We start from the raw sequence: 13,139 nt of genomic DNA, 5'->3' as shown, positions 1-13,139 counted from the left end.
CTGCCTTGAGACGATCAGGTTATTTCTTTTTTGCTGATTTGCGGTTCTTCCCCAAACTTCCTGAGGAATAACCGGTGTTCTCCCGGACCAGGCACTCCTGACCGCTGCCGATAAGGTCTTTGCGTCCTGCTGCCACCAGCCCTTCGACGACCAGTCCGCGGTTCCGCGGTTCGCGGTACTGGAGCAGGGCACGCTGAACCTGTTTCTCCCTTCCCTTTGCCACGTGCACGGGCTTTCCGGTGAACGGATCAAGCCCGGTATAATACATGCATGTCGAGACGCTCATCGGAGTCGGGGTGAAGTCCTGTACCTGCTCGGTATAGAGATTGTTGTCCCGGATATACTCGGCCAGCCTGACCATATCACGGACGGTGCATCCCGGATGACCGGACATAAAATAGGGGACAAGGTACTGCTTCTTTGCTTTTCCTTCCTGCAGGTGTGCAAACTGTTTGCGGAACCGATCAAAGACTTCCTGCGGGGGTTTGTTCATCAATTTCGTCACGGAAGGCGAGATATGTTCCGGAGCCACTTTCAGGTGACCGGAGACATGGTGGTCGCAAATCAGTCCAAGGTACTCCCCCAGATCTGCCTCCACGAGATCGTAGCGGATACCAGAGCTGATGAAGACTTTCCGAACGGCGGGAATGTTTCTGAGAGCCATCAGGAGATCGCACTGGGCTGCATGGCTTGCATGGAGGGTCCGGCAGGCCGGGCCGCACTGTTTGTCCCGGCAGGCCCCTGCCTTCTCCCAGAGATCGCAGTACATGCCGTACATGTTTGCCGTCGGGCCCCCGACATCCTGAACAATGCCTTTGAATCCCGGTATCTTCGTCATCCGGGTTACCTCCCGCACCAGGGATTCTCTGCTCCGGCACTGGACAATCCGTCCCTGGTGATGTGTGAGGGCACAGAACGAGCAGGCGCCAAAACATCCACGATGGCTTGCCACCGAGAACCGGACCGGCTCGAGTGCCGGGACAGGCTGCTTGTAGGATGGGTGAGCCTCGCGGGAAAAGGGAAGCTCGTAAATGTGGTCAAGTTCCGGTGTGCCCATCGGCAGGGCAGGGGGATTCTGGATGATGACCGTCTTCGGGTGGGGCTGGGCAACGGCCCTCCCCCGCACCGGGTCCTGTTCGGCATAATGGAGGGCGAATGCCCGGGCATAGGCCTGCCTGCTCCCGGAGACCTCGGAGAAGCCGGGGATCTCCACGATCCCTGACGGGGGGCTGCTTCTCCATTCGGCAAGTTCCATGGTATAAGCAGTTCCCCGTATATCGCGAAGGGCTTTCACGGATTCGCCGGCACCGAGCCTGCGGGCAATCTCCACCATCTGCCGCTCGGCCATCCCGAACGCAAGGATATCGGCAGGGGCATCAGCAAGAATCCCCTGCCGCACCCGGTCCTGCCAGTAGTCGTAATGCGCGAATCGGCGGAGGCTCGCCTCGATCCCGCCAAGAACAACAGGAATACCGGGGAAGAGCTGCCGCACCTTATTGGCATAGACAATAACGGCCCGGTCCGGACGCTTCGGGACCCCGCCCGGTGAATAGACATCATCGCTCCTCCGCTTCCGGTTCGGGGTGAAGTTGTTCACCATTGTGTCGACATTGCCGGAAGAGAGGCCAAAGAAGAGGCGGGGAGTCCCAAGCCGGGTGAAATCCGCATCGGACTTCCAGTCGGGCTGGGCGATGATCCCGACCGAGAAACCGGCGTCCCACAGCGTCCGCCCGATAAGTGCGGTCCCGAATGACGGGTGGTCAACATATGCATCGCCCGTGATGAGAATAATGTCGAACCGGTCAATGCCAAGCCGCTTTCCTTCTTCCCGGGACATCGGGAGAAAATGTGGCTGCGGGATCATAAAGAGCGTGGTTGCACTGGCCGGATGGGCATGGGTGGATTACACCGGCGGTTTCTTGGTAAGATCGCGGATGATCTCGGCAAGACCGCCCGGCAGCTCGCTCTCCCCGTTGTTCTTCCCGCTTGGTGTTGCCGGCTCCCCTTCCTCCCCGGGCAGGGTCGCTTGCCCATTGTCCTTTGCGGCGGGGTCTTTTAAGACCGGGAGGTGGAGCTGCATCTTTTGGTCGAACTCGCGCCGGGCAGAGAGGCCGGTGATCTCGTAGATGACGGCCTCGACAATAAGGTACGTGACAGCTCGTTCACGCAGGCAGCCGGTCAGGGCATGGCCGGCGCGGCCCACGGATGCATGACAGTGGATATAGGGGCCGATTTCCCCCGGGTAGATGGTCCCGACGCCAAAGACTTCCCAGCCTCCCTCAAAAAAGACATAATGCGGGTCGGGCGGGATGACCGGCTTCTCGGGCCCGGTCACCATCTTCCCGTCCATCAGGGCACCAAGGAAGACTATCGAACCGGCCTGGATACCCTTGTCCGCAATGAATTGGCGGAGATAGGCTAACAGGTCTTCCCCGTCGTCGATTCTCACGACAAAGATCCGGCCGATCTGACCTTCCGTGTATTGCATATCATCAGATCCGATATCTGGTATTGATATGGTGTGCCCCGGTTTATATCATATACGGCAGGAAAAATGTGCCCGGCACAGCACGTCGCCGGCAGGAGGGGGGGGTCAGCGGCCCCCGGCACCTCCGCCGCCAAACCCTCCACCGCCACCAAAACCGCCTCCGCCAAATCCCCCGCTACCCGAGCTGCGTTGGCTGGGCGGCGAGAACGTTGAGAGCGGGACAAAGGCATGGGTCATGCCCATGACCCCGAGCGGCACTCCCGTCTCGGGGATATTGATGTTGAGGGCCTTCATCGCGGCTTCGACCTTCTCACCAACGCCAAGAGCCGTGCCATACACGAGCCACTCGCCCCACATCGGGAGGTCGGCGGGTGCGTACTTTTGGATCATTGCCATGTTGGAGAGGAACCGGGTAAAGGCGTCCCACTCCAGCTTGTCGCTGTAATGGTCGTCCTTCCAGTGCCCGAAGAGGGTTGTCGGGGCCGCAAAGGCAATCACTGCCTGGACAACGACAACGATCCAGAGCGCCAGGGTGGGAAGGAGGATATACGACAGCATGGGCGTGACAAGAAGGAGGATAATGGTTATCCCGAGCATAACGAACGCCCCGAATAGGAGGGGGACAACATGGTCCCTGCCATCCACGATGTACTCGCCGGAGAGCGAGGTATCCACCCGGCTGGTCACATCGGAAAGAGAGCGCTGGTACCGGAGCGCAGTCTCCTCGGCGCTCCGTTCAGTCTCCGCCCGTTTTGTCAGCCCTGTAATCCGCATCGTGTCAACAATCCCGTCTTCGGCAAGGGTGTTGAGAAACGCAATGACGCGCTGCTCGTACGTATCCGTGCCGCTCTTGGACAGGACGCGTATCTGGATTCCTTTGCCTTTGTCGGTTTCCGTAATGGTGATATTCTTCCTCCGGTGGAGGTCGAGCAGGGTGGCATAGTACCCGTCCGCGTCAAAATCTGTGGCATCATTTTTAAAGATAAGGTTCACCTGCCAAGGCTTCAGGTTCGTCCGCGGCATAGTACTCAGGTAGGCAGGCACCGTGAACTCCTTCTCCCTGCCGTACCTGTGGTATATCACGATCAGCAGGAGGGGGACAAGGATGACTGCAACCATGCTGAGGGCGTTCAGGAGCCATGAGGCATAGTACTGGAGGTTATACCAGAATGCCCCTGAAGCGGTACTCTCTTTCACGTTGGGGATTTCTGACCTGAATCCCTTGATCCTGCTGAAGGCCTCTTGTGTGCCAAGCATCTCGACGGCCAGGATCTCGTCTGCTGCAAGGCTTCCGGTGATGACATAGCTGTCGTCCGCTTTACGAACCTCAAGGGAGGGGGGATAGGCGTAGACCGTGTCGATCCCTGCCGCCGGGACCATGATGTTCACGCTGCGATACGGGATGTGTGTTGTGCCGGCCAGCTTCAGGTTGAGGTGTGTTGCAGACGCATCATACTCGAGTGGGGGACTGAGAACGTACGAGTACCGTGCAGGATACTCGCTGGCAGTGAAGTACGATGGATTGTAGATCCCCACCTCGTTGTACTCTGCGAGGCCCTCCAGCCGGCTGCGGGATGACTCACTGGCAGATGTCCCGTACAGGGTTACCGTTCCCTTTGAGTCACGGATATACCCGGTTGTCCCTGAAGCGGGTTCCATAGCCACGAAACGGATAAACGGCTCCACGCTGTCAGTAAGGGTGAGAGGGGCATCCCAGATACGGTAAAGCATCCGGTACTCTCCGCTGGTACCAACGTGATACGTGTACTGCTCGGAGAGTGTCCCGTCGTTGGAAAGGACTGCTTCGTAGGAGGTGACTGAGAGGTCCCCTTCAAAGAGTGGGGGGAGGATGAATACGAGGATGAGGGCGATGATGCCAAGGGCAAGCCCTGCCCCGACAACCAGCCCCAGTTGTCGTGTCTCGCTCACAGGAATTACCCGGTCAGAACTCGATCTTCGGCGGGGTCTTTATGGCTTCCTCGAACTGGAGATATTCGAGCTTGACAAGGTGCATCATCTTTGCTACGAAATTCGAGGGGATAGTGTCCATCATCGTGTTGAACTCCTGCGAAATGTTGTTGAAGGTGTAGCGCTGCCGGGCGATCTCCTCCTCCAGGCCCTTGACCGAGTCCATGAGGCTTGTCACGGTGGTCGAGGTCTTGAGGTCGGGATAGTTCTCGGCAACCGCAAGGAGGCGGCCGAAGATGGAACGGGATTCCGCCTCGACCTTGTTCAGGTCGCCGGGGCCGGCTGTTGCAACGCTCGCCCGCATGGCGGTGACGCGTTCGAGTGTCTCCTTCTCGAACTTCGCATAGCTCTTGACAGCGCCGAGCAGCTGGTCAATCATGTCGAGCCGCTTCTTCATGGCAACCCGGATCTGGCCAAGTGTTGCCTCGGATGAGTTCTTCAGGCTGACAAACCGGTTGTAGATGCTCACAATCCAGAGGATGAGTCCGATGATGAGCAGGACAATGATGCCCGGGATAATCCAACCAATGATTCCTTCCAGCATTGTTCTCGCTTGTACTGATGATCGTTTTGAGTGATAAGGTAATTGGCGACCGGCAGGAAGCGATACCGGTATCATGCCCGCACAAGAAAACAGCAGACCCAGTACCTGGAGAAAAAGGGAGGCTGGTTTTCAGCCAGACATTACCTGAAAAAATTCATCGCGATCGGGATCGTGATTTAAAACAATCACGGGAATTCCCCTCACCCTTCAGGTCACAGATCTATCGAATCGAAAAACAATCCTGATCGATCAAACCCTGATAGTGATTGTTTTCCAGATCGTTAAAAAAACGGGGTATTATTGGATAATCATCGAGCCGACAACCCGGAGCTTGCCGCCTTCCAGATAATGGAGCACAATCCGGGCACCAGGGAGATAGACCAGATCCTTTTCCATCGTGAGGGTCAAAGTCGGCATCCGCCAGTCGCCTTCAACAACAGTTTTCTCCAGCCGTGTCGGGAGGAACTGCATCCAGTGTCCGGCATACAGTACCATGCCCTCCTTGAGCGGGGCAGGCCAGTACTTCACCAGCTGGGCCCTACCGGTCACTGTGTTTGCATGCTGCACGGCCGGATCTGTGGTGAGCACAAAGCCGCGGTCAAGGTCCTCTGACTCAATGTTCTTCAGGGCCAGTCCTACGCGGTCACCGGTCACTGCTGACTCGGCATCGTCATCGTGCTTCTGGATCGAGCGGATCTGGGCGGTCTTATCCGTGGGGAGGACGCGGAGCATGTCGTGTTTTTTAATGCTGCCCTGCGCAACAGAGCCGAGGACAACAACGCCGACACCCTTGACATTGAAATGGGCGTCCACCGGCACGATGCCCTTTCCGGCGCCTTCGTGGCTCTTCTGGTGGGCGGTCTGCTTCACCGAAATCTCAAGCATCTTTTCCCGGATCCCGACCATGTCCTCTTCGAGGAGCTCGTAGTGCTCAAGCACCGTGCCCTTGATGAGCGGGGCGATCTGGTCGGGTGAGATATAGTTCTTGAGGATCAGCCACCCGGTCGATTTACCAGCGGACTGGAGCATCAGCACGCATTCTCCAAACGCTGCATTGATCTCATCGACCACGAGGATGATGCGGTCCGACAGGGAGACTGCATAGAAGAGAGAGGACAGTTTCTCAGGATACCGGGTCGGTTCGATGAACGTGACCGTTGCATCGCCTTTTTTAAGATTATAGAAGGTGATGTCACTTGCCGTCCCCTTCTTACCCAGATCCTTGGCATAATCCGGGGGGGCGAGGATTGCGACGGTGAGGTTGGACATAACAATAACTATTCGTGTACAAGTATTAGGGATTTTAGCCCGGATCTGCCCTTCAAATGATTTTCACGCTGTCCCCCGGGGGGATCCGCATACTGATATCCGGTGGGTAAAACAAACAGTGATATTTCCCCAGATGCTATGCCTAGTGATGTATTTTCCAGGAATCGGCTCTTTTATTGAAAGAGTCCGGGCAGCGAATCCATCTCAGTTCTACCTCTTTCTGTTGATAATTTCCATTCTCATCCAGGCATTCGGGGCTGTATGCACGAAATTCGCCGCGGGGCTGGGACCTTCAAGCACCTTTTTCGGTATTAATGCCACTCTTATCGTTTATTGTATCATTCTGGGGGGGATGGGGCTCCAGGTACTCTTCTGGCAAGCCTCTCTGAGACACTTCAGTCTCTCTTTTGCCTATCCATTCAGGAGCCTGGTGAGCTTCATCGTATTGATTGCAGCATTTTTCCTTTTCCAAGAGGCGGTTACCCCTTTCAATGTTGGCGGCCTGATTATCATCTCCATTGGTATCGTTTATCTCGTGAAGGATAAGGAGGCATCTGACTGATGTTTTATTTCGCCCTTACCCTTGTTGTTATCATCCTCACGAGTATAGCTCATCTGCTTTTGAAAAAAGGCTCTGTTGATGCAGCGGCCGCCAGGAAGAAGATGTACCTTCATCCTCTTTCAATCACTGCATACCTGTTATTTGCTGTAGCCGCACTTCTCTCAATATTTGCCATGAAAGGCCTCGATCTCAAGGTCTTTTTTGCCCTGACATCATTGACGTACATCTGCATCCCGCTCCTGTCTTTCGTATTCCTCAAAGAGCCAACAACCAGAAACAAACTGCTGGGGATCATCATCATCAGTTTCGGAGTGATTATTTTCTATTTCTGATTTTTCAGATGCGGGATCCGGGTGCCGCACAGGAATGGTCCTGTCCCTAGTAGCTGCCTGTGATAAATTGATTACATAAAAAAACCGTACAATATGATTGGAAGATCCTTAGCGGTATTGCTGCTTTTTCTTCACGAAACAGGTGCCAGACTGCCCCCGAGTTCAAGGTTATAATCGAATAACACCGGTGTTGAATGATAGAATGGGATTATTACTGGACAAGAAAGCAGACCGCTCTCCACAGTACGTATGACCAAATCGCGGTCGTATACCGGCAGAATATCATCAAACCCCACCTTGAACGATTCATCCGCAAATATATGAGGCCGGAAGGGATGCTCCTGCATGCCGGTTGCGGGGGCGGCCAAGTCGAGGAGGAGATTACGGGTTCATATACTATCATCGGTATGGACATCTCCCCGAACGCCATTGACCTGTACAGGAAAGTACACACCGATCCAAAACTTATAATGGGGGATATCCTTTCCATCGGAATAAAAGATGGATCCCTTGACGGGATTTACAACCTTGGCGTAATGGAGCATTTCAGCGAGGAGGAGATCGACCGTATCCTGCGCGAGTTCCACCGGGTTCTCAGGAAGGATGGCGTTGTGATCCTGTTCTGGCCACCAGAATTCGGGTCGACAGTGATTTTCTTCAAGCTTGTGCATTTTGTCCTCAACTCGGTTTTTAAGAGAGATATCTACTTCCAACCCCCGGAGCCCAGCCGGGTCCGCTCACGAAAATGGGTTACCGAGAAAGTGACACGCGCCGGCTTCTCCTTAGAAGAGATCAGTTTCCGGCTAGAGGATTTCTATACCAATATGGTGATCGTGGCCAGGAAAAACGAGGGATCAACAGGTGCATCGCATGACTGATCGGAAACAACCCGCGGGGCAATGTCCCGTTTGTGGTTCAAAGGACCTCAGGACCCTTTACGATGATACCTTGGGGAACGACCTTCCCCCGTTCGATTATGCGTTTTCTCCCGAACATATGAGGACCTACGAGGTTGTGAGGTGCAACACCTGTTCCCATGCATTCTGTATTCTTCCGGCTGATGATATCTGGAAGAATTATCAGTCCGTCGTGGATGCGGAATACCTGAGCCGCGAAGAAGCCCACCTGCTTACGGCAGAAAAGGTCGTAGAGACCATGCAGAGATACATCCCTTCCGGAATACTTCTTGACGTCGGTTGTGCAACCGGCGATTTTCTGGCGGTTGCCAAAAGCCGTTATGCTGTCGAAGGGCTCGAACTCTCGCAATGGTCGTCCGATATTGCAAAGAAACGCGGGTTCACGATCCACACCTGCACGCTGAGCGAGATTCCACCGGAAAAGAAATACGATATCGTAACGCTCTTCGGGGTCATCGAACATTTCGAATCACCGGCACAGGAAATTGCGCGGATCTCCCGGCTTGTCAGGCCTGGCGGGTACGTTTTCATCTGGACCGGTGACATTGATTCCTGGCTTGCCCGGTTACTGGGAAGAAAATGGTGGTACATCCAGGGCCAGCACATCCAGTTCTTTTCCCGTACCTCCCTAGACAGGGTGTTCTCTGATGTGGGATTCGTTCCCGTTGCCTGTGAGAGATATCCGTTCACGACAAGTCTGGGGTCCCTGAGCAAGTCGGCGTTCAGGTACAGGATCCTGAGGCCGGTCGCCAGACTGTTTCTGGACAACAGGATTGCCCGGAATCGTGTGATAACCCTGCGGCTCCCTGGAGAAATGCTCGCCGTGTACCGGAGAGCTGGGCATTCATAAAAAGGGTTTTTTTCCCGGGGCGTATCCCGGAATCCGTAAAAAACAGATTATGATGCAGCTTTACTCTTCCCCATCCTGAGTTTCCTGACAATCCCCAGCGGGTTGATAACGAACCAGAGGCAGACGAACAAAACCAGGTACTCAAGCGTGAACGCAGCCAGCGTGAGATACCATCCCCCGGAGAGTGTTGGGTTAGTATACACCGTGCTGGTATAATAAGCGCCAAACATCAGCGGAAACTCGATGAAGGCTGTTATCTGGACCAAGTATACCAGGATGATCTTCCGGTAATCATCAACGGCAAGAATGCAGAGGATTGGGGTAAACCAGACGATATACTGGGGGCTCCTGACCTTCACGCAGAAAATGACCAGAACAATTGCGACCAGAACCAGTTTTAAGAGCAGCATGGGATCTTTCCTGGGAAACGCCCAGGCCGTATAGACCAGCGCGAGAAGCCCGATGCCCATGATGGCAAACATGACCGTGAGGACCATGTCAAGGGAGACGCCCAGGCCAAAGACATCATGTAGCCAGGAATAGATTGTGAACGTGGCCGTATTCGAGTAGTATTCCATGCCGGTCCGTACCGGGAGATAGGTTCTGAGGATATCCTTCCCAAAAAAGAGAAATGGCACGATGAATATCACGGCGAGCGGAATGAAAATCCTACAGACATTGAGGATCTCCTGCTTGAGGGAGGAACTATGGGTATTGTACAGGACCATGAACGGGAGAGCGATGATGGGGAAAATCTTTGCAAAAAAACCCAATGCAGTTCCGAGATAACCCATGATTTTCTGCCCGTAGAGGGTGAAGAGCAGGGCGATCATGAGGAAACACGTAGGAAAGGCATCATATTTTGTCAGAATAAAATATGCAGCAGAAAATGCCGTTGCATACACAAGGCCTGCATACAATGCGGTCTTCTCACTCCCTAATTTAAGGGCAATAAGGTATACACAGACGGTAATGACAATATCGCAGAGAACCATCAGAGCCTGGAAACTATAAAAGAATGCCAGGGCATTCTGAAAAAGCAGTGCGGGTACAAGGGCTATTACAATAGGAATGAAAATCAGGACGGGATAATCGAAGAAATAGTGAACGTAAGGCAGCTGGCCCTGCGTAAGCATAACCCCGTGTTCCAGATAGAAGCCGATATCGAAATAATCGATAAAGGAGTGAAATATCACTGGTGTGCCAACGAGAACGAGGAGCTTCGTCATCAGCGATGCGAGGATAAGATAAAAGATATGCTGACGAAAAACCGTTGTATCGACATTATCAAACCTGATGGAAAAAAATTCAAGGGGCCGCTTTCCAGATTGCGCTTTACTCCCCGATACATCACCAACTGGCTTATTTTTCTTTACCATTGTAGTTCTCCAGATCAAATATTCGCATAGAGTAAATTGAATTGTTATAGGTATCGGTTTCTATTTCCGGATCCAGGTAACCCGACGATTAACAGTAAAATTCCAGATAAACCCAACAAGGGTTCCAATTAACTGGGCAGCCAGATAATAGATACCGAATACTGCAGTCAGTACTAGGAAGATGCCCCAGTTAATCACTGCACCCCCGGCCGATACGATATTGAAGGTAACAAAACGGTACCACCGGTTTGAATACTTCCTGTTCTCTTCGGAACGGAATGTCCAGAGATCATTCCAGACGAAATTATTCAGGATAGATATTTCGATGGCAATAGCACTGGCAAGGAGATTCGCTGGATAATCGTTAAGGGCCGTGTACTCAACAAGGAAGAACATGATCCCAAGATTGACGACAATGCCGGAAAGCCCCACAATCCCGAACTTGAAGACCTTCTTCCATTCCCGCCAGGCTGCACTCTGGTGATGGACAAAGGAATAGACTGTGATATCTGCTACCTGCTGGGCGTACTCAATGATTGTTTTAATTTTCAGCTTGCTTGATCCAATCTCCCGGTCGCTGAATTCAAACGGGATCTCTTTGTCATTCTCCCACGAGCCTTTCCCCAGCACTTCCAGAAGAATCTTGTATCCTCGTGGTTTCAGTTTTGCCCCTGCGATGACGGATTTCCGGACAGCAAAGAATCCGCTGACTGGATCGGTAACTTCCGGGAAGAGGAGGCGCCCAAGGAAGGTCGCGCCAAGGGAGATGATCCGGCGCTTGAGCGGCCATTTCCGGATCCCGCCACCTTCCATGTACCGGCTCCCGATCACAACATCGGCACCTGCGCGGATTTCCGCATACATCTTCGGGATAAGAGCCGGGGGATGGGAGAGATCGGCATCAATGACAACAAAGACATCTGCACTCGCTTGAGAGAATCCATCGGCAACCGATTGCGAGAGCCCGTGATCGGCTGTCCTCACGAGGAGATTCAGGTTCAGCAGGCTCTTTTTGAGTTCGGTGACAATGGCAATTGTATTATCTGGAGAGTTGTCATCGACAACCAGTATTTCCCCATTGAGGCAGCTGTTCCGGAAGACCGTATCCACTTCGCTGATGATGGTACGAATATTTGCTTCTTCCCGGAATGTGGGGATGATTACCGTCAGATCATACATGATGGTGCAGCGTTATACGTGTTATCCTGATCGGATTGGGGTGAACAAATAAATTCCCGGCGTCGCTTCAACGCCTTTTGTATGTTCCTGGAGCCAGGCAACAGAACCTCCCGAGGGATCGGCCGAGCTGATATCCCCGGTAACGATATAGTATACCCTCTGAGTGGTATTCAATTCCCCGAAGGATGCCAGTTCTTCCGCGCTCTGGGCACCGTACCTGAACGTCTCTTCGGTGGTATTGGAGTAGTAATAACTGAACGGCTGGGAGATGTACCCGGGAACCAGAACCAAGATATCCCCCGGCCGGGCTGCCTGACGCATCTGTCCGGCAAATCCTCTCCAGTCCTCTTTGGAATACGACGTGTAGTAGTCAACAAAGAATGGAGTGGTCACACTGAGGACGACAAGCAGTGCCATGACCGCGTAGACGATCTTCCGGCTGGAAAGCAGGGCATAGACAGGCTTATACGAGAGTGCAATCCCGACAAAATAGACCGGCGCCAGAATGATGAGGTACCGCGGCACCATCGGGATCTTGTAAGAGAGGAACCAGCTGATGACAAACGGAAGAACAGTGAGGGCGAGAAGAAAGATGCCCTTGTTCCGGTCGATGAGAAATGCATGGATGATCCCCACAATAAACAAGAGGAGGAAGAGGAACATCACGAGCTCCGAGAATCCCGACAGCTGGCGGAACGTCTCCAGGATGATGCCGGCACCCTGGATGCCGAACGTCGGTCCGCCCGATGTCCTCTTTACGAAGAGCTGTACCGTAACGGCAAGGAGGGGCAGGCTGATCAGGGCAAAGGCTCCTGCTCCGATAAGCACGGGTTTGAGCGCCGAACTGTCCTTCTTCCACTCCATGACCTTCACGCCAATGGCATAGAGAACCAGCGCCCCGGTGATGACAAGGGTATAGAAGTGGGCCCAGAAGGCAAGCGCTGAGAGGAGGCCGAAGAGAGCCCAATGGACCGTCTTGTTGGTCTTCAGAGCTTTCAGGAAGAAGACCATGGCAAATGCGATGAAGAAGAGCCCCATGGAGTATGCCCGGGCTTCCTGCGAGTACAGGATGAGGAAGGGGGAGAACGTGCAGGCCGCTGCAGCGATGATCCCGACATTCCGGTCCATGAACTCCTTCCCAACCCAGTATACGAGGGGGATGGTCAGGACGCCAAGCAGGGCCGGGACGAACCGGAGGATCACTTCGTTGTTCCCGAGCATCAGCATCAGGTGTTCGACCCAGTAAAAGAGGGGCGGGTTGAACTCGCCGCCGGTCGTTGCCTCCCAGATCCCGGGGATGGACATCGAGGCGAAGGTATAGGTCGAGGCTTCGTCCAGCCAAAGGGAATTGAAGTCGAGGTTGAAGAACCGGAGTACAGCCCCGATCGCCGTGAGGGCGAGGAGGATCAGAACATACCTGCTGTGGGTGAGGAGGGCGATGATATTTTCCGGCGTAAGATCCCGGAACGTGCTGATGGGGGAGACAAATCCGTTGTCCAGATCGCAGGCATCCGTTCCGGAGGGTCTTTTCCGGTCTCCCTTCTCCTCACGTTTCTTCGCCATGATAACTCAGTACTATTGCGTAAATAGTCCCATATAGATTATTGCACTGCGATTTCCTTCGGAGATTTATGTGGATCCAGGCAGATCT

The 13,139-nt window shown here is 53.8% G+C and carries 12 protein-coding genes; 4 read left to right on the top strand and 8 right to left on the bottom strand.

The window, feature by feature from the left end; genetic code table 11:
- Window positions 1-19 precede the first annotated feature (19 nt).
- The 5 genes from METFOR_RS01005 to METFOR_RS00985 form a co-directional block, all read right to left on the bottom strand.
- Window positions 20-1,864, bottom strand: coding sequence for a YgiQ family radical SAM protein (locus METFOR_RS01005; RefSeq protein WP_015284246.1), 1,845 nt, complete (start codon window positions 1,862-1,864; stop codon window positions 20-22).
- A 39-nt stretch (window positions 1,865-1,903) separates the two neighbouring features.
- A complete protein-coding gene (locus METFOR_RS01000; protein WP_015284245.1) occupies window positions 1,904-2,488 on the bottom strand; it encodes a PPC domain-containing DNA-binding protein in 585 nt (194 codons plus the stop codon).
- A 105-nt stretch (window positions 2,489-2,593) separates the two neighbouring features.
- On the bottom strand, window positions 2,594-4,417 hold the full coding sequence (locus METFOR_RS00995) for a DUF2207 domain-containing protein (RefSeq protein ID WP_015284244.1): 1,824 nt from the start codon (window positions 4,415-4,417) through the stop codon (window positions 2,594-2,596).
- 13 nt (window positions 4,418-4,430) lie between these two features.
- On the bottom strand, window positions 4,431-5,000 hold the full coding sequence (locus METFOR_RS00990) for a LemA family protein (protein ID WP_015284243.1): 570 nt from the start codon (window positions 4,998-5,000) through the stop codon (window positions 4,431-4,433).
- A gap of 297 nt (window positions 5,001-5,297) precedes the next feature.
- A complete protein-coding gene (locus METFOR_RS00985; RefSeq protein ID WP_015284242.1) occupies window positions 5,298-6,269 on the bottom strand; it encodes an EF-Tu/IF-2/RF-3 family GTPase in 972 nt (323 codons plus the stop codon).
- Here METFOR_RS00985 and METFOR_RS14330 point away from each other — a divergent pair.
- The 4 genes from METFOR_RS14330 to METFOR_RS00965 all read left to right on the top strand — a co-directional run bounded on the left by METFOR_RS14330 (window position 6,256) and on the right by METFOR_RS00965 (window position 8,930).
- The gene (locus METFOR_RS14330) at window positions 6,256-6,831 is read left to right on the top strand and encodes a DMT family transporter (RefSeq protein WP_148277557.1); all 576 of its coding nucleotides are present in this window, start codon (window positions 6,256-6,258) and stop codon (window positions 6,829-6,831) included. The genes METFOR_RS00985 and METFOR_RS14330 overlap by 14 nt on opposite strands.
- Window positions 6,831-7,163 carry an EamA family transporter gene (locus METFOR_RS14325; protein WP_015284240.1) on the top strand — a complete coding sequence of 111 codons (333 nt, stop codon included), beginning with the start codon at window positions 6,831-6,833 and terminating at the stop codon, window positions 7,161-7,163. Before METFOR_RS14330 ends, METFOR_RS14325 begins: the two co-directional genes overlap by 1 nt.
- 194 nt (window positions 7,164-7,357) lie before the next feature.
- Window positions 7,358-8,041 carry a class I SAM-dependent methyltransferase gene (locus METFOR_RS00970; protein ID WP_015284239.1) on the top strand — a complete coding sequence of 228 codons (684 nt, stop codon included), beginning with the start codon at window positions 7,358-7,360 and terminating at the stop codon, window positions 8,039-8,041.
- Window positions 8,034-8,930 (top strand): class I SAM-dependent methyltransferase, encoded by an 897-nt coding sequence (locus METFOR_RS00965; RefSeq protein WP_015284238.1) that lies wholly within the window; start codon window positions 8,034-8,036, stop codon window positions 8,928-8,930. The genes METFOR_RS00970 and METFOR_RS00965 overlap by 8 nt, the downstream gene beginning before the upstream one ends.
- Before the next feature lie 47 nt (window positions 8,931-8,977).
- Here METFOR_RS00965 and METFOR_RS00960 read toward each other — a convergent pair whose 3' ends face one another.
- From METFOR_RS00960 to METFOR_RS00950, 3 genes are all read right to left on the bottom strand, one after another.
- Window positions 8,978-10,159 (bottom strand): glycosyltransferase 87 family protein, encoded by a 1,182-nt coding sequence (locus METFOR_RS00960; RefSeq protein ID WP_158491337.1) that lies wholly within the window; start codon window positions 10,157-10,159, stop codon window positions 8,978-8,980.
- A 210-nt stretch (window positions 10,160-10,369) separates the two neighbouring features.
- Window positions 10,370-11,488 carry a glycosyltransferase gene (locus METFOR_RS00955; protein ID WP_015284236.1) on the bottom strand — a complete coding sequence of 373 codons (1,119 nt, stop codon included), beginning with the start codon at window positions 11,486-11,488 and terminating at the stop codon, window positions 10,370-10,372.
- A 21-nt stretch (window positions 11,489-11,509) separates the two neighbouring features.
- Window positions 11,510-13,051 (bottom strand): glycosyltransferase family 39 protein, encoded by a 1,542-nt coding sequence (locus tag METFOR_RS00950; protein WP_015284235.1) that lies wholly within the window; start codon window positions 13,049-13,051, stop codon window positions 11,510-11,512.
- Between the last annotated feature and the right edge of the window lie 88 nt (window positions 13,052-13,139).

This window comes from Methanoregula formicica SMSP (assembly GCF_000327485.1).
GTDB classification, from domain to species: domain Archaea; phylum Halobacteriota; class Methanomicrobia; order Methanomicrobiales; family Methanospirillaceae; genus Methanoregula; species Methanoregula formicica.
This window is presented reverse-complemented; position numbering and strand designations above follow the sequence as displayed.